Below are 20514 nucleotides of genomic sequence, written 5' to 3' on the forward strand. Positions count from 1 at the left end.
ATTTGAAATTTTAAATACCTAAAAGTTATGTTTAAAAAAATACTAATTGCCAATAGAGGTGAAATAGCGCTTAGAGTTATTAGAACCTGTAAAGAAATGGGCATACGAACGGTAGCTGTATACTCTACAGTAGATGCAGAAAGTCTACATGTAAAGTTTGCAGATGAAGCTGTTTGTATAGGACCTCCTCCAAGTAGCGAATCGTACTTAAAAATATCAAATATTATTGCTGCTGCAGAAATTACAAATGCAGATGCCATTCATCCTGGCTACGGTTTCTTGTCAGAAAACGCAAAATTTTCAAAAATATGTGAAGAGCATGGCATTAAGTTTATAGGTGCGTCTGAAGATATGATTAATAGAATGGGAGATAAGGCAAATGCTAAAGCGACCATGAAAGCAGCAGGAGTACCTTGTGTACCAGGAAGCGAAGGTGTCATTGAAACGTTTGAAGACTGTAAAAAAGTAGCTAAAGAAACAGGTTACCCTGTAATGCTTAAAGCTTCTGCAGGTGGAGGTGGAAAAGGGATGCGTGCCGTTTGGAAAGCAGAAGACCTTCAAAATGCATGGGAATCTGCACGTTCAGAATCTAAAGCGGCTTTTGGAAATGATGATATGTATATGGAAAAGCTTATTGAAGAGCCACGCCATATTGAAATACAAATCGTTGGTGACTCTCGTGGAAAAGCTTGTCATTTATCAGAACGCGACTGCTCTATACAGAGACGTCATCAAAAGTTAACAGAAGAAGTGCCTTCTCCGTTTATGACTGATAAACTGAGAACTAAAATGGGTAAAGCTGCAGTAAAAGCTGCAGAGTTTATTAAGTATGAAGGAGCTGGAACGGTTGAGTTTTTAGTGGATAAGCACAGAAACTTCTACTTTATGGAAATGAATACACGTATTCAAGTAGAGCACCCAATCACAGAACAAGTTATTGATTTCGATTTAATTCGTGAGCAAATACTAGTCGCTGCAGGAGTACCAATTTCTGGTAAAAACTATACACCAAATTTACATTCTATAGAGTGTAGAATTAATGCAGAAGATCCGTTCAATGATTTTAGACCGTCACCAGGTAGAATTACAACACTTCATGCTCCAGGTGGACACGGAGTGCGTTTAGATACGCATGTTTATGCTGGTTATATTATTCCTCCAAACTACGACTCTATGATTGCTAAGTTAATTACTACTGCGCAAACCAGAGAAGAAGCGATTAATAAAATGAAACGTGCCTTAGACGAATTCGTCATTGAAGGTATTAAAACGACAATTCCTTTTCATAGACAATTAATGGATCATCCAGACTATTTAGCCGGTAATTATACCACTAAATTTATGGAAGATTTTAAATTAGAAAAAGAGATCGAAGAATAGAAAAAAAACCCAAATGTAAGTTTGGGTTTTTTTTATTTAATGACGTTTCTCCAAGTATTCTACTCCACATGATTTATTATTAATAAAATAATTAGCTTAACTTTAAGGATTATAAAAAAAGAAGAATTATGTATCAAAATTACGTAGTAAAAAGTATTGCCATAATAATGGTATGCTTTTCTATTTCAGCGACTTCACAATCCTCAAGTGAGTTGTGGACAAGTATTAGCGAATCAAAGGCAAAACAGTCCGAACAAGTTTTAAGAAAAGTAAACCTTAAATCCGAAAAATTCTTTCAACTAAATCTTGAACGATTAAAAGTTAAAGTTCAAAGTGTTGGGAATAGAGAAAACCCAGGTCATACTATTATTTCTTTTCCAAATTCAGAAGGAAAACTAAATGATTTTAAGGTGTTTGAAGTGGCAATGATGGAGTCAGAGCTTCAAGCTCAGTTTCCAAATATGAAAACATATGCAGGCCAAGGAATCGATAACCCTAATGAAATAATTAGGTTCAGTATTACACCAAAAGGATTTCATGGCATGACTTTAGGATCATCTTATGGTACTCAATTTATTGATCCGTTTTCTAAGGAAGGTAACATCTATGCGGTTTATTCTAAAAGAAATTTAGTTGATCGAGATTTTGACTTTGAATGTGGTGTAATAGATGATCCCTTATTAGAAACCACTAATTTTGAAGCACCTCTGGCAAGAAATGCAAATGATGGCACCTTAAGAGATTACCGTCTTGCAGTAGCTTGTACAGGAGAATATGCTCAATTTCATGGAGGAACTGTTGCTGATGCAATGGCTGCAATAGTTGTAACGATAAATAGAGTTAATAGTGTTTACGAGCGCGATTTATCAATTACCTTAACTTTAGTGGCAAATAACGCGAGTATCATATATACAGATGAAGATGATGATCCTTTTGATAATAATAATGAATCTATACTGATAAGTCAAAGTCAGAGTATTATCAATTCAGTTATTGGATCTAGTAACTATGATGTTGGTCATACCTTTAGTACAGGAGCAGGTGGATTAGCGTCTCCAGGTGTAACTTGTAATACTAATTTTAAAGCACGAGGAGTTACGGGAGTGGCACAACCAATCGGTGATGCTTTTGATATAGATTTTGTTGCACATGAATTGGGGCATCAATTCGGTGCACCACATACTTTTAATGGAATAGTGGGCAATTGTGGACAAGGAAATAGATCTGCTTCAAATGCTTATGAGCCTGGAAGTGGTTCTACAATTATGGCTTATGCAGGTATCTGTGGTTCTGATAATATTCAAGTTGGTAGTGATGCTTATTTTCATCAGAATAGTATAAATAGAATTTGGAATCATGTGACAAGTACAGGTGCGTGTCCTGTAAGCAGAACAACTACTGGAAATACAGAACCAGATGCAAATGCAGGAGCTAATTATACCATACCTCAAGGAACACCTTATAAATTAAATGGTAATAACTCTACGGATGCGGATGGTATGGAAACATTAACCTACACGTGGGAACAATATGACTTAGGTTCAGCAGGATCTCCAAGTGAAACTAATTTTTCAGGACCGTTAGTACGATCTTTTGAAGGTACCGAAAACCCAGTTAGATATGTGCCAAGACTTTCAGATGTTTTATTTAATGGAGGCACATCAACAGCATGGGAAAAGTTAGCAAGTGTTGATAGAGCTATTAATTTTGTATTAACTGTAAGAGATAATGATGCTCGAGGAGGTCAGACAGATTCGGACCAAATGCTTATTACTAATGTCTCAGCAGCTGGCCCATTTACAGTAACATCACAAAATACAAATGAAATAGTTTGGACACCAGGTGAAACAGAAACCATAACTTGGAATGTGGCTGGTACAACAGGTAACGGAGTTAATACCGCAAATGTTAACATATTACTTTCAACAGACGAAGGCTTAACTTACGATACTGTTTTGGCTTCTAATGTACCAAATGATGGCTCGCATTCAATTACTGTACCTAATGTAAGCGCACCTAAATGTAGAATTATGGTAGAAGGTGCTGGAAATATATTTTATAACCTAAATACGTCCTTTTTTGCAATTGGTAATTATGCTTATGAAACTGTAGAGGTATGTGAAAGTTATGTATATAATTTTGGAGGTGCACCAGTTCCAGAAAATGCTTCGTCTTACAGTGCTTTTTCGTTAGAAATGCCTGCTTCTTTTATAATGACAGATGCAAATATTTCCGTAGATATAACACATCCTAACAGTGGTGATTTATTTTATGGCTTTAGACATCCAGCTTATGCTGGTTCATTTCTTATAAGATTAGCATCTCAAGAGTGCTCAGGTAGTGCTAATCCAAATTTAGTTTTTGACGATGAAGGTGGTGCTATTAATTGTTCAACTCTAAGTAATGGAAATACTGTGGCGCCAGAAGATGCATTATCCGTTGTAAATGGTACAAACTCCGAAGGAAATTGGGTGTTTTATATTTTTGACAGCACAGTAAATAATACGAATAGCGCCATTAATTCTGTGACCATAGAAGTATGTAAAAACTCTTTTGAAGCGGTTTTATCAGTTGAAGAAAACGAATTAGATCAATTAAGCATTTATCCTAACCCAAATACAGGTGAGTTTAATATTCAGTTTAACCCAAGATCTGGTGAAGATGTTTCAGTTGTGGTTCATGATATTAGAGGACGATCTATCTATTCAAAAAACTATAATAATATCAGTAGATTCGAAGAAACCGTTCAGCTTAATAATGCACAATCTGGTGTGTATTTGCTAACCATTACAGATGGAGAGCAAAAAGTAACGAAGAAAATTATAGTAGATTAAACACGTAATTTATCACTTTAAAAGCTCCTAATTTAGGAGCTTTTTTTACTATGAATTTATCATATTGGGAAATAAAAAACTGGTTATCTAACATTGATTTTACTATTGTTGGTAGCGGAATTGTAGGTCTTAATTGCGCACTTCAATTGCATCGGCGATTTCCTAAGTCAAAGATTGTAATTCTTGAAAAAGGGATTCTTCCGCAAGGAGCTAGTACAAAAAATGCAGGTTTTGCATGCTTTGGAAGTTTAAGTGAAATAATGGATGACTTAAAACACCATTCCGAACCTGAAGTTTTAGACTTAGTTAAACAACGCCTAGCTGGCCTTAAATTACTTCGCGAAACATTAGGTGATGACGCTATTGATTATCAAAATTTAGGTGGTTATGAATTATTTTTAGATTCTGATGAGCACTTGTATCAGTTATGTATTGAAAAGCAAAAAGAGATCAATACATTACTCCATGCAATATTTAATTCAGATGTGTTTTCGTTTAAACGGAATAATTTTGGTTTCAAAAACATAAAATCAACATACGGTTTTAATCCTTTTGAAAGTCAAATTGATACCGGAAAAATGATGGATGCACTGTTACACAAAGTCCAATCCTTAGGTATAAAAATATTGAACAATTGTGCTGTAGCATCATTTTCAGAAGATTCAGATGCTGTGAAATTGAAAACAAACCATTTTTCATTATCAACCAAGAAACTTTTTATTGCTACCAACGGATTTGCAAAACAATTAAATATTCCAAAAGTTAGACCAGCAAGAGCACAAGTTTTAATTACAAAACCCGTTGCTGATTTGCACATTAAAGGCACATTTCACTTAGATGAAGGCTATTACTATTTCAGAAATATTGATAATCGAATTTTGTTAGGTGGTGGTCGTAACCTCGATTTTAAAACCGAAGAAACCACGGAGTTTGGACAAACAGAAATTATACAACAAAAGTTAGAAGACCTTTTGAAAACAACCATTTTACCCAATACCAATTTTGAAATAGAACATAGTTGGTCTGGAATTATGGGAGTTGGTCAACAAAAACAACCCATAGTAAAACAACTAAGTAATAATGTGTTTTGTGGTGTACGTTTAGGTGGAATGGGTGTTGCAATTGGCAGCACTATTGGAAAACAGTTAGCAGATTTAATAGAGTAACTGATGAAACGAATACTTCGATTTTTTATTAAACTCTTTCTGTGGTTTATTGTGCTTTCTGTCGGTTTGGTGGTTGTGTTTAAGTATGTGCCAGTTCCGTTTACCCCATTAATGGTTATGCGCTATGTTGAAAATACTGATGAAACCAAAACATGGAAACACAATTGGGTGCCTATAAACGACATTTCAAAAAACATACAGCTCGCTGTTATTTGTAGTGAAGATCAAAAGTTTTTAACGCATAATGGTTTTGATATTGAAGCTATAGAAAAAGCTTATGAATATAATAAACAAGGAAAACGTATTAGAGGTGGAAGTACTATAAGTCAGCAAACAGCTAAAAATGTATTTCTATGGCCAGATCGAAGTTGGTTGCGAAAAGGCTTAGAGGCTTATTTCACGTTTTTAATTGAAACCATTTGGAGTAAAGAACGTATTTTAGAAGTGTATTTAAATAGTATTGAAATGGGAAATGGTATTTATGGAGTTGAAGCCGCATCACAATATTGGTTTAAAACATCGAGTGCTAATTTATCGACTTATCAAGCTGCTGCTATCGTTTCAATTTTACCTAATCCACGGCAATATCGTGCAAATCCTGCCTCTGCTTATATTCAAAAGCGAAAAGAATGGATTGTAAGACAGATGAAATTCTACGGACCGTTTGATTTAAAACCCCAAAAATGACAGTAAAAGAAGAACTATATAAGGCTTGCTTAACTTTTATTGATAACCGATTAACTACGGTTAATAATACAATTTTAGACCTTCAAAATTCATTACAGTCAGAAACCAAAAGTAGTGCAGGAGATAAGCACGAAACAGGCAGAGCCATGTTGCAATTAGAGCGCGAAAAAGCAGGTCATCAATTATCTGAAATTGAAAAGCAACAACAAATTATTCGGAAAGTAAATTTTGAGTCAGAACATGGTAAAGTCGCCTTAGGAAGTGTTGTAAAAACAACGCAATCTAATTACTTTATAAGTATAAGCGCTGGTGAAATTACCATTGACAACATGACTTATTTTGCCATTTCCGCCGCAACACCGATTGCGCAATTATTACTATCTAAAACGGTAGGCGACGAGATTGTGTTTAGAAACAATACTTTTAAGATTGTTGCGGTTATATAAAAATACCAAAACCATCTATAAAACAAAAAATCTAAGCCTCTTACAAGACTTAGATTCTTTTATATATAAAGCTTTTAATTACTTACCTTCAGCGTAACGTCTTTCAACTTCATTCCAGTTAATAACATTAAAAAATGCTTCAATGTAATCTGGTCTTCTGTTTTGGTAATTTAAATAATACGCGTGCTCCCAAACATCTAATCCTAAAATTGGAGTACCTTCACAGCCAACACCAGGCATTAATGGGTTGTCTTGGTTTGGAGTTGAGCATACTTCAACTTTTCCTCCTTCATGTACACACAACCAAGCCCAACCAGAGCCAAATTGCGTTGCAGCAGCTTTAGAGAATTCATCTTTAAATGCTTCAAAAGAACCATATTTAGATTCAATAGCATCTTTTAAATCTCCAGATAAACGTCCTTTTCCTTCAGGATTCATAACCTCCCAGAACAATGAGTGATTGTAAAAACCTCCACCATTATTTCTAACAGCTTTATTATCCATATCTAGGTTAATAAGAATATTATCTATAGTTTTTCCTTCTAAATCTGTACCTTCAATAGCAGCATTTAGTTTATTTGTGTAGCCTTGGTGATGTTTAGTATGGTGAATCTCCATTGTGCGAGCATCAATATTTGGTTCTAAAGCATCGTAAGCATATTTTAATTTCGGTAATTCGAAAGCCATAATTATATTATTTTTAATTGGTTAAAATTTTGTTTGAACTCAAATTTACAATATTGTCTCTGATTTTCTCTTAATAAACTATTAAGATTCCCTATTTTGGTATAAAAATTATCTCTTGCAAAATTCAGCTTTCAAAATATACAATGCTTCTGCTGGCAGTGGAAAAACCTTCACGCTGGCAAAAGCGTATCTTAAAATACTGGTTCAGTCTCAACGCTACGATCAGTTTAAATCCATTTTAGCCATTACGTTTACCAACAAGGCTGTTGGTGAAATGAAGGAACGTATTATAGACATGTTAAAATCGTTTTCTTCGGAAAAAAGCTTAACAGATCCGCATCCTATGTTTGTGGCGATTTGTGACGAATTAGACATTAAACCCGAAACGCTTCACAACAAATCAAAACACATCTTAAAATATATTATCCACAACTATGGAGCCTTTGATATTTCTACTATAGATGGTTTTACACACAGAGTAATTAGAACTTTTGCTCACGATTTAAAATTACCTGTAAATTTCGAAGTAGAACTAGATCAAGAACGGCTTTTGAATGAAGCAGTAGATAGTTTGATTGCAAAAGCAGGAACTGATAAATCCTTAACTAAAGTGCTTGTGGATTTTGCGATAGAAAAAGCAGACGACGATAAGAGTTGGGATATTAGTTTTGATTTTAATAAGATTTCTAAATTGCTGGTGAATGAAAATGATCTTTTTGCCATAAATAGTTTAAAGACTAAAACACTTGACGATTTTAAAAACCTAAAACAACAATTAGCTCAGGAGGTTCTTCAACTTGAAGAGCAGATTGTAACCATTGGAAACAAAGCTTTGACTTTATTAGAGGAATCGGGTTTACAATTCAATGATTTTAGCAGAGGGTCACTTCCTAAGCATTTTGAGAAATTAAAAAACAAACAATTTTCTGTAAGTTTTGATACGGCTTGGCAAAATGATTTGGTTGACGGAAACACATTATTTCCTAAACGTGTAACGGACGATGTTGCTTCAACTATAGAAAGTATTCAATCACAGTTAGCAAAAGATTTTCTTAAAACCAAAGGGTTAATTTTTGACTTAAAACTTAAAAAAGGATTTTATAGAAACATCACACCACTTTCGGTATTAAATGCTATTAAAACCGAATTAGAGGTTTTAAAAGCAGACCAGAATAAAATGTTGATTTCAGAATTTAATACCATTATTGGTAAAGAAATTAAGAATCAACCAACACCTTTTATATATGAGCGTTTAGGTGAAAAGTTTAAACATTATTTTATAGATGAGTTTCAAGACACGTCTAAAATGCAATGGGAAAATTTAGTGCCATTATTAGAAAATGCACTTTCAACAACAGATGGTTCTGCTATGTTGGTTGGTGATGCTAAGCAGGCAATTTATAGATGGAGAGGAGGAGAAGCGGAGCAGTTTATAAAACTTTATAATGAGATTGATAATCCCTTTCAGCTAGAAGCTGAGGTTTTGCCATTAGATACCAACTATAGAAGTGCCAAAGCGGTTATTGAGTTTAATAATTTGTTTTTTAATTATTTAAGTGAAACGGCTTTCAGTGAATCTGCTTATGCCGATCTTTATAAAAAAGCGACTCAAAATACGCATAATTCATCCGAAGGTTACGTCAATCTTAATTTTTTAGATGTTCAGAAAGATGATGATATCCATGAGATGTATGCCACTCAAGTACTTGAAACAATACAAGAATGTCAAGCCAATGGTTTTCCATTAGATGATATTTGTGTTTTAGTCAGAAAACGAAAAGAAGGTGTTGCCATCGCTAATTACCTCAATGAAAAAGGTATTAAAATCACCTCTTCCGAAACCTTACTTTTAAAAAATTCTGATAAGGTTAATTTTATCAATTCGTTTTTAAAACTATTGGTTCAGCCATCAAATGATAGTTTAAAAGTTGAGGTGCTTTCTTATATTGCAGAGCAGCATCAGGTTAAAGATAAACATCAGTTTTTTATCACTTATCTCAAGAAAAATCTTGATGACATGTTTTCCGAATTAAATCAACTGGATATCTATATTGATAAAAACCAATGTCTTCAACTGCCGCTCTACGAGTTGGTAGAGCATGTTGTTAGACAATTCAATCTTAATCAAACTTCCGATGCTTATCTTCAGTTCTTTTTAGATGTCGTTTTAGAATTCACGCAAAAACAAAATGCAGATGTTGCTGCTTTTGTTACTTATTTTGAAAAGAAAGCTGATAAATTAAGTGTCGTTACACCAGAAAATATGGAAGCGGTTCAGATTATGACCATTCATAAATCTAAAGGCTTAGAGTTTCCGATAGTGATTTTCCCGTATGCCGATCTCGATATATATAAAGAAATTGAACCTAAGGTGTGGTTTCCTGTTGAGGCCGAAAACAACCACGGGTTTGGGACCTTATTATTAAATTATAATAAAGATGTCGAACATTTTGGCCAAGCAGGAAGCTTAATTTATAGTACGCATCAATCGCAATTAGAATTAGACAATATTAATTTATTATACGTGGTTTTAACAAGAGCCGTAGAACAATTACATATTATTTCGAAAAAAGATATTAATGCTAAAGGCGAAGCCAACAGGAAATCTTATGCAGGCTTATTTATTAATTTCTTGATGAATGACAACAAGTGGAACGACAATCAGCTTAGTTACAGCTACGGAACACTGAAAATTAATGAAAACGTTTCAGAAAAAGACAACACTTCTAGTCCTATACAATTGATTTCGGTACCAAAGGAAGCACATAGTTTAAGTATTGTCACTAAATCTGGATTACTTTGGGATACTGAACAAGAAGCAGCAATAGAACGTGGTAATTTGGTGCATTTAATTCTTTCAAAAATTGAAACGATTGAAGATGTCGATTTTGCCTTTAATGAACTGTTATTGTCAGGAGACGTTACAACAGACCAAAGTGAGGTTTTAAAATCTTTGGTTTTAGAGGTTTTAAATCATCCTAAACTAGCAACATATTTTCAAGAGGGTTTCAAAATTTATAATGAACGAGATATTATTACAAGTTCTGGTCAGATTATGCGTCCAGACCGTTTAAATATCAATTCAAAAAATGAAGCCATACTTATAGATTATAAAACTGGAGATGCCAAAGAATCTCACGCCTCACAACTTAATAATTACGAAGCTGTTTTAAACGAAATGAACTTAAACGTAATACATAAAATACTAGTTTATATAAATGACGCTGTTGAAGTCTTAGAAGTCTAATTATTCCTATTATCTTTGTTTTAATTATTAGAGTCTGATTAAAAAATAAGGATTAAACTTTTATATAAACAGAAGGTTTTTACTCATTTTTAATAGTAAGACCTTGCTTTTTTGTTAATTGTTGTGAGAGAAATTAAATATAGTTTTAAAAAAAAACACTAATATTTATCAGTTAGTTAGAGTTAAGTCTAACGTCTTATTTCTAGCAGCGAAGCAGTCTAAACTCTATTATCAGACAACACTATTTTAATTCATAAAAAAACAAATCATGTACGGAGACATAAAACAACATTTACAACAAGAAATAGAATCTATTAAAGACGCAGGCCTTTTTAAAGAAGAGCGTATTATAACATCGCCTCAAGGTGCTGAAATTACACTTAATACTGGTAAAAAAGTTTTAAATTTCTGCGCTAATAATTACCTAGGTTTGTCGGCGCATCCAGATGTTATTCAAGCTGCCAAAGACACCATGGATACGCATGGTTTTGGTATGTCTTCAGTACGCTTCATTTGTGGAACTCAAGATATCCATAAAGAACTAGAGCAAAAAATCGCAGATTTCTACGGTACAGAAGATACTATATTATATGCAGCCGCTTTTGATGCTAATGGAGGAGTTTTTGAACCTTTGTTAACTAAGGAAGATGCTATTATTTCAGATTCTTTAAATCACGCTTCAATTATTGATGGTGTAAGATTATGTAAAGCAGCAAGGTACCGTTACCAAAATAACGACATGGCAGATTTAGAAACACAATTAATTGAAGCCAATGCTAATGGTGCACGTTTCAAAATTATTGTAACGGATGGTGTGTTTTCTATGGACGGTTTGGTAGCTCCTTTAGATAAGATTTGTGATTTAGCAGATAAATATGACGCTATGGTTATGATTGATGAGTGCCATGCGACTGGATTTATTGGTGAAACTGGTATTGGAACCTTAGAAGAAAAAGGTGTTTTAGGAAGAATAGATATTATCACCGGAACCTTAGGAAAAGCTATGGGAGGAGCCATGGGAGGTTATACTACAGCTAAAAAGGAAATTGTTGAGTTGTTACGTCAACGCTCAAGACCATATTTGTTTTCAAATTCTTTAGCACCTGCAATTGTTGGGGCATCAATTAAAGTATTTGATATGCTTAAAAACGATACATCACTTAGAGATAAAGTAGATTGGAATACAAAATACTTCAAAAAAGGGATGAAAGAAGCAGGTTTTGATATTGTAGATGGAGATTCAGCCATTGTACCAGTAATGTTATATGATGCCAAATTATCTCAGAATATGGCCAATATGTTATTAGAAGAAGGGATTTATGTTATAGGTTTCTTTTATCCTGTAGTACCTAAAGAAAAAGCCAGAATAAGAGTACAACTTTCGGCAGCTCACAACCAAGAACAGCTTGATAAAGCAATATCAGCCTTCATAAAAGTGGGAAAAGAATTAAATGTTATCTGAAATGATTCAAATTTTAACACAAACGCTGTATTATAGAGCAATATCCCAATAATTTTATATATTTGTCTTTGTTAATATAATTTAACATCCTATTTTTGCCACAATTAACACTTAAAATTAAATTAATTAGAATATGAAAAATCTTAGCAGATTATTTTTTGTCGCAGTGCTTATCGCAAGTTTTAGCACCTCTAATGCTCAAGATAAGAACAATCCATGGGCCATAACTTTTGGAGCCAACGCAGTTGACTTCTACCCTGTAGGAGAAGACGCACCTCAAGGAGAGTATTTTGACGAGTACTTCAACGCATCTGATCACTGGAATTTCCTTCCTTCAATTTCAACAGTTTCTGTGTCTAAATACCTTAGTGATGGCTTTACATTTACTGCCAAAGGTTCTATAAACAGAATTGAAAAATTTGGTTCTAATTTTGATCCTATTACAGGTGAAGAATCAACTAATAACGTTGATGATTTAACGTACTATGGTGTAGATGGTAGAGTGTCTTATAGCTTTATGGATGTAATTAACTCTAATACTGTTGACCCTTATTTAGGTGTTGGTGGTGGTTACACTTGGGTTGATGAAATCGGTGCTGGAACTGTAAACGGAACATTAGGTTTTAAATTTTGGTTCTCAGAAAAGCTGGGATTAGATCTTCAGTCTACTTATAAGCATTCTTTCGAAGATTATTTACCAAAACATTTCCAACATTCAGTAGGTCTTACGTTTAAGTTTGGTGGTACTGATACAGATGGTGATGGTGTATACGATCAAGATGATGCTTGTCCTGAAGAAGCTGGTTTAGAGATCTTTAATGGTTGTCCAGATTCTGATAACGATGGTATCCAAGATTCTAAAGACGATTGTCCAAATACTGCTGGTTTAGCTGAATTTAACGGTTGTCCTGATTCTGACGGTGACGGTGTAATGGATAAAGATGATAATTGTCCTGAGGTTGCTGGTTTAAAAAGTTTAGCTGGTTGTCCAGATGCTGATGGTGACGGTGTTGCTGATGCTGATGATAACTGTCCTAACGAAGCAGGTCCTGCTGCAAACAGTGGATGTCCTTGGCCAGATACTGATGGTGACGGTGTATTAGACAAAGACGATAAGTGTCCTAACGAAGCTGGTACAGTGGCAAACAATGGTTGTCCTGAAGTTAAGCCAACTGAAGAAGTAATGGATACATTAAACGAATATTCTAGATCTATCTTGTTTAACTCTGGTAAGGCAACTTTCCAAAAACAAACTGACCAAGTATTACAGTCAATGGTAGCTATCTTTAAAGAATACCCACAAGCTAACTTCTCATTAGAAGGTCATACTGATAGTGATGGTTCTAAATCTATGAACCAAGCGTTATCTGAAAGAAGAGCAAATGCAGTTAGAGATTATTTAATCGCTAATGGTATTGATTCTGAAAGATTAACTGCTGCTGGTTTCGGTGAAGAGAATCCTATCGCTAGCAACAGTACAAGAGCTGGTAAGAAAGAAAACAGACGTGTAGAGGTGAAGTTGAAAAACTAATCACATCTAAAATATATATTAAAAACGCTCCGAATCTCGGAGCGTTTTTTATTTTTATAGAATGATAAGTTTTATAAAATCGGTTCTCATAGATCTTCAAAAGAAAGACTTCAAATTAGAGGATCTTCATTTCATTCTACCAAGTAAGCGTGCAGGTGTTTTTCTTAAACACCACCTTTCTTCATTAATAGAACAACCTATTTTTACGCCTCAAATACTCAGTAGTGAAGAATTTGTTGAAGAACTTTCTGGTTTACAAAACCTACCTAATACAGATTTACTATTTAGGCTATACGAATCGTATTTGGTACTGACAGCTAAAGAGGAACAAGAGTCTTTTGATTCTTTTTCTAAGTGGGCTCAAATCTTATTACAAGACTTCAATGAGATTGATCGCTATCTCATATCGCAAGATCATATTTTCGATTACCTAAATGCTATAAAAGAGCTTAATCATTGGTCGTTGGAACCAAAGCAAACCGATCTTGTTAAAAACCATTTAAAGTTCTGGAAACAGCTTAAAAATTACTACATAACTTTTACAGAAAATCTACTACAATCAAAGCAAGGGTATCAAGGCTTAATTTATAGAGAGGCGGTAGATAATTTAGAGTCTTATATAGAAAATGCTAATGGAAAAACGCATATATTTTTAGGTTTTAATGCCCTAAATACGGCTGAGTCTCAAATTATTCAAGGCTTATTAAAAAATGATTTAGCACATATTTATTGGGATATCGATAAGGCGTTTATTGATGATAACATACATGACGCAGGTTGGTTTACAAGACAACATAGAAAACAATGGAATTACTTTAAAACAGAACCCTTCAATTGGGTTTCTAACCATTATAGCGAACCAAAACATATTGAGGCTATCGGTATTCCTAAGTTGGTGGGCCAGGCCAAATATATTGGACAACTGCTAGACGAGTTAACAGAGAACGACACTAATTTGTCTAACATCGCAGTTGTTTTAGGTGAAGAACAGTTGCTGCTTCCCGTGTTAAATTCTATTCCTAAGCACATAACAAAACTCAATGTAACCATGGGTTTACCGTTACAGTTTGTGCCTTTGGCGTCATTTTTTGAACAGCTGTTTAATATCCACAAAAACAACCCTCAGCACTTTTATTACAAGGATATTATTGGTGTATTGTCACATCCTTCGGTTTACCCTTTGTTTGAAACCGATGATGGTAATGTTTCAAACGATATTGTTACTCATATTCAAAAAAATAATACGGTTTATATCAATGTTAATGAGCTTAAGCAACGCACCAGTTCACATAAAGAACTTATAGAGTTACTTTTTAACTCATGGAATAATAATCCTAAAGTGGCTTTAAAACTATGTTCTGAGCTCATTTTAAGAATGAAGTCGAATTTTGATAGTAACAAGCAAGACCACAGTTTAGAATTAGAATATTTATACCGATTTAACACCTTATTTAATCAATTAGTGGAATTAAATACTAGTTATAAATACCTAAATTCAATAGTAGGATTGCAGTCTATTTATAAAGAATTACTGAGTTCTGAAACCTTGGATTTTAAGGGCGAACCATTAGAAGGACTTCAAATTATGGGTATGTTAGAATCGCGTGTCTTAGATTTTGAAACCGTTATTATAAGCTCGGTAAACGAAGGTATTTTGCCTTCAGGAAAAACAAACAATTCCTATATTCCATTCGATGTAAAAATTGAAAACAACTTACCAACCTTTAAAGAAAAGGATGCCGTCTATACTTATCACTTTTATAGACTTTTACAACGTGCTAAAAACGTTTACATATTGTACAATACTGAAATCGATGCTTTAAAAGGAGGTGAAAAAAGTCGGTTTTTAACGCAATTGGAGGTTGAAGACATTCATAAAGTAAAAACAAGTATTGTTTCTCCAGATGTTCCCATAATAGATCAAAATTTAACTGAAATAATTAAAACACCTTTGGTTATAGAAAAGGTAAAACAATTGTCTGCTAAAGGCTACTCACCTTCCTCTTTAACCAATTATATTAGAAATCCTATTGATTTTTATTACGAAAAAATTCTTGGTATAAAAGAGTTTGAAGACGTTGAAGAAAATATTGCTGCCAATACATTAGGTTCAGTTATTCACAATTCTCTTGAAGATTTTTACAAGCCATTAGTTGGTCACTTTTTAACAATAGAACATTTACAAGCCTTTAAAAGTGAGACTAAAGCTATGGTAACTAAACACTTTGAAGAGTTATATAATACAGGCGGTTTTTCAAGTGGAAAAAACCTTATCATTTTTGAAATTGCACAACGTTACATTACAAACTTTTTAAATTTAGAAATAGAAAGTCTTAAGGACGGTAATGACATAAAAATCCTTTCTATTGAAGCAGATGAAATAATAGACATCGCTATTGAAGGTTTAGATTTTCCTATTAAATTAAAAGGAAAAGTAGATAGAATCGATAGTTTTAATGGTGTTACGCGCGTTGTCGATTACAAATCCGGAAAGGTGGATAAAGGCAAAGTAGAAATTGTTGACTGGGAAGAATTAACCACAGATTACGATAAGTACAGTAAATCATTTCAGGTGTTGTGTTATGCGTATATGATGCGACAAAATAAAAAGATTGAGTTACCCATTGAAGCAGGAATAATTTCATTTAAAAATTTAGGTGAAGGCTTTTTGAAATTTGGTAAAAAACCTTCATCTCATGCTAGAACTAGAGATCAATTAATTACGAATGAAACTTTAGATAATTTTGAAATAGAACTTAAAAAACTCATCGTAGAAATCTGTAATCCAAAAGTGAATTTCGTAGAAAAAGAATTAGACAAATGAAAATTGATAAGAATATAATTTTACAACGAAACGGTAAAAAACCGATCTTAATTGATGCATTTTATACAGAGTCTTATAAACGTCAACCCATCGTAATTTTTTGTCATGGATACAAAGGGTTTAAAGATTGGGGAGCATGGCACCTTATGGCAGAAGCTTTTGCAGAAGCTGGATTTTGTTTTATAAAATTCAATTTTTCGCATAATGGTGGCACTATGGATAACCCAATAGATTTTCCAGACTTGGAAGCTTTTGGAAACAATAACTTCACCAAAGAATTAGATGATTTAGACGATATCATTACCTGGACTGAAAACTATTTCAAGAACAATCCTAACATCAACATCAACGAAATTTCATTAATAGGTCATAGTCGAGGGGGAGGCATAACATTACTTAAAGCTGCGGAACATACAAGAGTCACTAAACTTATAAGTTTAGCAAGTGTAAGCGATTTTGGTGTTAGATTTGGTTCTGATTCTGAAATAGAAGCATGGAAAAATAAAGGTGTTAAATACATAGTGAATGGTAGAACCAAACAGCAAATGCCACATTATTATCAGTTTTTTGAAGATTTTAAAGCCAATGAAAACAGACTTCATATTGAAACTGCAGCAAAACAATTACCTATGCCGCAGTTAATAATTCATGGATCAAATGATTCAGCTGTAGATATTAGTGAAGCCAAAAGATTACACCAGTGGAATCCGGATAGTCAACTTAAAATTGTTGAAGGAGCAAATCACGTTTTCAATACTAGGCATCCATGGGAAAAGAATGAACTTTCTGAGGAATTAAAGACGGTTATAAATTATAGTATTAATTTTTTAAAATAGAAAAGCGTGCTAAAAACACGCTTTCTGTGGAGAAGATGGGATTCGAACCCACGACCTCTTGACTGCCAGTCAAGCGCTCTAGCCAACTGAGCTACATCCCCAAAATTGTAATGTAAATATAGACTTATTTTAAATGGGTTTATTGAAAAATTGAAACTTTGTAAATGATTCGCTTAGCAAAAGAAAAAGATATTCAAGCCATTTTAGAGATCACCAAAGCCTGTGCTATTTCTATGATTTCCCAAGGCATTTATCAATGGAACGAACAGTATCCTAATCTGCCTGCGTTTCAAAAGGATATTGAGCGTAACGAGCTATATGTTTTAGAAATAGACGCTATTATTTGTGGTTGTGTGGTGGTTTCTACGCTTATGGATTCAGAATATAAACCTGTACAATGGTTGACAAAAAATGAAAATAACATGTATATTCATCGCTTGGCCATTCATCCTAATATGCAAGGCAAAGGTTATGCGCAACAGCTTATGGATTTTGCAGAGCAATTCGCCATAGAAAATAATTATACCTCTATTCGATTAGATACCTTTTCAAAGAACAAAAGAAACCAAAAGTTTTACGAACTTCGCGGTTATAAACGATTAGGCGATATTTACTTTCCGAAGCAAAGTGAATTCCCTTTTTATTGTTACGAATTGGTACTGTGAGCACATCAATAACTTTAAAACAAATTAATAAATTGGCCATTCCGGCTTTAATTGCTGGTGTGTCAGAGCCTATTTTGTCCTTAACTGATGCGGCAATAATTGGTAATATGGAACAGAATGCTACGACGTCTTTAGCGGCAGTTGGTATTGTAACCACTTTTATATCCATGTTAATTTGGGTTTTAGGCCAAACGCGAAGTGCTATTTCTTCAATTATTTCGCAATATTTAGGGGCTGGAAATATTGAGGCTGTTAAAAACCTACCTGCCCAAGCAATACTTGTGATCACCACACTGAGCCTTATTATAATCGCTGTAACCTATCCGTTAGCTTCACAAATTTTCAAACTTTATAATGCCGATGGAACCATCTTAAATTACAGTGTTGATTATTACAGAATCCGCGTGTTTGGCTTTCCGTTTACCCTATTCACAATAGCGGTATTCGGAACGTTTAGAGGACTTCAGAATACTTATTTCCCCATGCTAATTGCCATTTCTGGTGCTGCGGCAAATATTGTCTTAGACTTTATTTTTGTTTATGGTGTAGAAGGCCTTATTCCTGCAATGCATATAGAAGGAGCAGCCTATGCCAGTGTTTTGGCGCAATTAATTATGGCCTCGCTCTCTGCGTTTTATTTGCTCAAAAAAACCGATGTGCCATTGCTCGCTACATTACCATTTAATCCTGAGATGAAACGGTTTGCAGTCATGATTCTCAATTTATTTATCCGAACTCTGGCCTTAAATATTGCACTATATTTTGGAACTAGCTTTGCTACAAAATATGGCGCTAACTACATTGCAGCTTACACTATTGCTATTAATTTATGGTTTCTCGGAGCCTTTCTTATTGATGGCTATGCGAGTGCAGGAAATATTTTATCAGGAAAATTATTTGGTGCTAAGGATTATAAAAATCTTATTGAATTAAGTAACAAACTGATAAAGTATGGTATTATTGCTGGTGGTATTATCGCTTTAATTGGAGCGGTTTTTTACTTTCCAATTGGACGCATCTTTAGTAATGATGAAGCCGTATTAACTGAATTTTACAATATCTTCTGGATTACTTTAGCCATGCAACCACTTTGCGCATTAGCTTTTATTTTCGATGGTGTTTTTAAAGGTCTTGGTAAAATGAAATACCTCAGAAATGTACTATTGTTTTCTACGCTTGCTGTTTTTGTTCCTATTGTATTTTGGACAGATCACTTAGACTATAAACTCTATGGCATTTTTATAGCGTTTACATTATGGATGGTTGCTCGTGGCTTACCTTTAATCATAAATTTCCGTAAAACGTTTAAAACCCTTGCTCAAAAGACGTAAATTTGGTTCATAAATGAATGGCAGTTAATGAACCTAATTATAGCAATACTTCAAGACGTTAATATAGACGAAAAAATAAAAAATGCACCAGATAGTAGCTATGGCATTGGTGTTGTTATCGGCACACTTTTGCCTTTTGTAGTTTTAGTTGGGATTGCCTATGCGATTTATAAGTATAATAAAAACAAAATGAACGACAATTAAAATGGGAAATTATCTTTTTTTAATATTAGCGATAGGTATTATTGTAGTGTATTTCTACAACCGAAATAAAAGACGTTAAACCATCTATCGTGTTTTTAACCAAACTGTAATACTAAGTCTCGGTGTATTTACGGGTTTTACTTCGTGCTCTAATTCCTGACTTTCAAAAATAACAACTTTGCCAGGAAATGGATAAATGACTTTGTCCTCATCATTTAAATACAACACGAGTTCACCACCATTTTCAGGTTGCCAATCTTCACTGTTTAAATAGCAAACAAAGGATAATTTACGTCGATCATCATTATGAAACGTATCTAAGTGGCGTTTATAATAGGTGTCTTTTGGATAAATGGCATAATGAAACTCCTTCTGATTGATGCCAAGGAAACAGGTTCGATTTAAATAATCCTTTAAATCCTTAATCTTATTAAAGAATAATTGTTCGGCTGATTTTTTGAAAGCATCTTCTTCATACTTTAAAAGCAGAGAATGCCGCAAGGCAATAACTTCATCTTCCGAAAAAAAATCATCAACAATACTATATTTTTGAGATGAAATGTCTGAAATAATACGCTCATAAAGCGAGTTTTCAATAAACGGAATGTTCTCAAAAAGACTACTCACTGTAGCTTTTGTAAAGATTTAATTCTTTCATAGGTGTTCAAGATTTTAAAAAAAGTGCGCAAATTTAATCTAAAAAGCCTTTCCTTTTACATTTATAATATCTTTGCATTATAATTTACAATCATATGAGCAAAATTCGTATTACAAAACAGTTTTCTTTTGAAACAGGTCACGCACTTTATGGCTACGACGGTAAGTGTAAAAACGTACATGGTCATAGTTATAATTTATACGTTACTGTTATTGGAACACCAATAGCAGATACCACAAATGTGAAATACGGAATGGTCATTGATTTTGGTGATTTAAAGAAAATCGTGAAAGAAGAGATTGTGGATGTTTTTGATCATGCCACTGTTTTTAATAGGAATACACCTCACGTTGAACTCGCGAAAGAATTAGAAGACAGAGACCACAACGTTTTGTTAGTCGATTACCAACCAACAAGTGAAATGATGGTGATTGATTTTGCTAAAAAAATTAAACTACGATTACCAAATAATATAAAATTACATTCCTTAAGACTTTCGGAAACAGCGTCTTCTTTTGCAGAATGGTTTGCTAGTGATAATGACTAAAACGAACCG

Annotated in this window: 16 protein-coding genes and 1 tRNA gene; 14 read left to right on the forward strand and 3 right to left on the reverse strand. The window is 33.8% G+C overall.

Features of this window, described 5'->3' with window-relative positions:
* Nucleotides 1–27 precede the first annotated feature (27 nt).
* The 5 genes from accC (at nucleotide 28) to K1X16_RS10195 (ending at nucleotide 6513) form a co-directional block, all read left to right on the forward strand.
* A complete protein-coding gene (accC, locus tag K1X16_RS10175; RefSeq protein ID WP_225036044.1) occupies nucleotides 28–1380 on the forward strand; it encodes an acetyl-CoA carboxylase biotin carboxylase subunit in 1353 nt (450 codons plus the stop codon).
* Between the two features lie 128 nt (nucleotides 1381–1508).
* Nucleotides 1509–4214, forward strand: a complete 2706-nt coding sequence (locus K1X16_RS10180; protein WP_225036045.1) for a reprolysin-like metallopeptidase — start codon at nucleotides 1509–1511, stop codon at nucleotides 4212–4214.
* Between the two features lie 50 nt (nucleotides 4215–4264).
* The gene (locus K1X16_RS10185; RefSeq protein ID WP_225036047.1) at nucleotides 4265–5380 is read left to right on the forward strand and encodes an NAD(P)/FAD-dependent oxidoreductase; all 1116 of its coding nucleotides are present in this window, start codon (nucleotides 4265–4267) and stop codon (nucleotides 5378–5380) included.
* A 3-nt stretch (nucleotides 5381–5383) separates the two neighbouring features.
* Nucleotides 5384–6067, forward strand: a complete 684-nt coding sequence (mtgA, locus tag K1X16_RS10190; RefSeq protein WP_225036049.1) for a monofunctional biosynthetic peptidoglycan transglycosylase — start codon at nucleotides 5384–5386, stop codon at nucleotides 6065–6067.
* On the forward strand, nucleotides 6064–6513 hold the full coding sequence (locus tag K1X16_RS10195) for a 3-oxoacyl-ACP synthase (RefSeq protein ID WP_225036050.1): 450 nt from the start codon (nucleotides 6064–6066) through the stop codon (nucleotides 6511–6513). Before mtgA ends, K1X16_RS10195 begins: the two co-directional genes overlap by 4 nt.
* Nucleotides 6514–6591: 78 nt before the next feature.
* Here K1X16_RS10195 and K1X16_RS10200 read toward each other — a convergent pair whose 3' ends face one another.
* Nucleotides 6592–7200 carry a superoxide dismutase gene (locus tag K1X16_RS10200; protein WP_195870426.1) on the reverse strand — a complete coding sequence of 203 codons (609 nt, stop codon included), beginning with the start codon at nucleotides 7198–7200 and terminating at the stop codon, nucleotides 6592–6594.
* Nucleotides 7201–7315: 115 nt separating this feature from the next.
* Between K1X16_RS10200 and K1X16_RS10205 the strand changes: the two genes are divergently transcribed.
* From K1X16_RS10205 to K1X16_RS10225, 5 genes are all read left to right on the forward strand, one after another.
* On the forward strand, nucleotides 7316–10447 hold the full coding sequence (locus tag K1X16_RS10205) for a UvrD-helicase domain-containing protein (RefSeq protein WP_225036051.1): 3132 nt from the start codon (nucleotides 7316–7318) through the stop codon (nucleotides 10445–10447).
* Nucleotides 10448–10715: 268 nt separating this feature from the next.
* The gene (gene kbl / locus K1X16_RS10210) at nucleotides 10716–11909 is read left to right on the forward strand and encodes a glycine C-acetyltransferase (protein WP_225036052.1); all 1194 of its coding nucleotides are present in this window, start codon (nucleotides 10716–10718) and stop codon (nucleotides 11907–11909) included.
* A 133-nt stretch (nucleotides 11910–12042) separates the two neighbouring features.
* Entirely contained in the window at nucleotides 12043–13440 is a 1398-nt protein-coding gene (locus K1X16_RS10215; protein WP_225036053.1) for an OmpA family protein, read from the forward strand.
* A gap of 61 nt (nucleotides 13441–13501) precedes the next feature.
* The gene (locus tag K1X16_RS10220) at nucleotides 13502–16264 is read left to right on the forward strand and encodes a PD-(D/E)XK nuclease family protein (protein ID WP_225036054.1); all 2763 of its coding nucleotides are present in this window, start codon (nucleotides 13502–13504) and stop codon (nucleotides 16262–16264) included.
* Entirely contained in the window at nucleotides 16261–17100 is an 840-nt protein-coding gene (locus tag K1X16_RS10225; protein WP_225036055.1) for an alpha/beta hydrolase family protein, read from the forward strand. Before K1X16_RS10220 ends, K1X16_RS10225 begins: the two co-directional genes overlap by 4 nt.
* 27 nt (nucleotides 17101–17127) lie before the next feature.
* Here the strand turns inward: K1X16_RS10225 and K1X16_RS10230 are convergent.
* Nucleotides 17128–17201, reverse strand: a tRNA-Ala gene (locus K1X16_RS10230).
* 63 nt (nucleotides 17202–17264) lie between these two features.
* On the opposite strand from K1X16_RS10230, the gene K1X16_RS10235 reads away from it, so the two are divergent.
* The 3 genes from K1X16_RS10235 to K1X16_RS10245 are packed head-to-tail and all read left to right on the forward strand — an operon-like array spanning nucleotide 17265 to nucleotide 19300.
* Complete coding sequence (locus K1X16_RS10235; protein ID WP_225036056.1) at nucleotides 17265–17765, forward strand: GNAT family N-acetyltransferase; 501 nt, start codon at nucleotides 17265–17267, stop codon at nucleotides 17763–17765.
* A complete protein-coding gene (locus K1X16_RS10240; protein WP_225036057.1) occupies nucleotides 17762–19096 on the forward strand; it encodes an MATE family efflux transporter in 1335 nt (444 codons plus the stop codon). Before K1X16_RS10235 ends, K1X16_RS10240 begins: the two co-directional genes overlap by 4 nt.
* A 27-nt stretch (nucleotides 19097–19123) precedes the next feature.
* Nucleotides 19124–19300: a hypothetical protein gene (locus K1X16_RS10245; RefSeq protein WP_225036059.1), complete on the forward strand. Its 177-nt coding sequence runs from the start codon at nucleotides 19124–19126 to the stop codon at nucleotides 19298–19300.
* Between the two features lie 84 nt (nucleotides 19301–19384).
* Here the strand turns inward: K1X16_RS10245 and K1X16_RS10250 are convergent, their stop codons facing one another.
* Entirely contained in the window at nucleotides 19385–19927 is a 543-nt protein-coding gene (locus K1X16_RS10250) for a 2OG-Fe(II) oxygenase (RefSeq protein ID WP_225036061.1), read from the reverse strand.
* A gap of 125 nt (nucleotides 19928–20052) precedes the next feature.
* Between K1X16_RS10250 and K1X16_RS10255 the strand changes: the two genes are divergently transcribed.
* Complete coding sequence (locus tag K1X16_RS10255; RefSeq protein WP_195870436.1) at nucleotides 20053–20505, forward strand: 6-pyruvoyl trahydropterin synthase family protein; 453 nt, start codon at nucleotides 20053–20055, stop codon at nucleotides 20503–20505.
* The last annotated feature ends 9 nt before the right edge of the window (nucleotides 20506–20514 follow it).

Origin of the sequence: Winogradskyella sp. SM1960, assembly GCF_020179375.1 — a bacterium.
In the GTDB taxonomy this organism is placed as follows: domain Bacteria; phylum Bacteroidota; class Bacteroidia; order Flavobacteriales; family Flavobacteriaceae; genus Winogradskyella; species Winogradskyella marina.

Bases quoted from the DNA above. Each gene is read 5' to 3' on its own strand.
- K1X16_RS10180 (WP_225036045.1), top strand. From the start codon at position 1,509: ATGTATCAAAATTACGTAGTAAAAAGTATTGCCATAATAATGGTATGC.
- K1X16_RS10215 (WP_225036053.1), top strand. From the start codon at position 12,043: ATGAAAAATCTTAGCAGATTATTTTTTGTCGCAGTGCTTATCGCAAGT.
- K1X16_RS10245 (WP_225036059.1), top strand. From the start codon at position 19,124: ATGAACCTAATTATAGCAATACTTCAAGACGTTAATATAGACGAAAAA.
- mtgA (WP_225036049.1), top strand. From the start codon at position 5,384: ATGAAACGAATACTTCGATTTTTTATTAAACTCTTTCTGTGGTTTATT.
- K1X16_RS10220 (WP_225036054.1), top strand. From the start codon at position 13,502: ATGATAAGTTTTATAAAATCGGTTCTCATAGATCTTCAAAAGAAAGAC.
- K1X16_RS10195 (WP_225036050.1), top strand. From the start codon at position 6,064: ATGACAGTAAAAGAAGAACTATATAAGGCTTGCTTAACTTTTATTGAT.
- K1X16_RS10185 (WP_225036047.1), top strand. From the start codon at position 4,265: ATGAATTTATCATATTGGGAAATAAAAAACTGGTTATCTAACATTGAT.
- K1X16_RS10225 (WP_225036055.1), top strand. From the start codon at position 16,261: ATGAAAATTGATAAGAATATAATTTTACAACGAAACGGTAAAAAACCG.
- K1X16_RS10255 (WP_195870436.1), top strand. From the start codon at position 20,053: ATGAGCAAAATTCGTATTACAAAACAGTTTTCTTTTGAAACAGGTCAC.
- accC (WP_225036044.1), top strand. From the start codon at position 28: ATGTTTAAAAAAATACTAATTGCCAATAGAGGTGAAATAGCGCTTAGA.
- K1X16_RS10200 (WP_195870426.1), bottom strand. From the start codon at position 7,200: ATGGCTTTCGAATTACCGAAATTAAAATATGCTTACGATGCTTTAGAA.
- kbl (WP_225036052.1), top strand. From the start codon at position 10,716: ATGTACGGAGACATAAAACAACATTTACAACAAGAAATAGAATCTATT.
- K1X16_RS10235 (WP_225036056.1), top strand. From the start codon at position 17,265: ATGATTCGCTTAGCAAAAGAAAAAGATATTCAAGCCATTTTAGAGATC.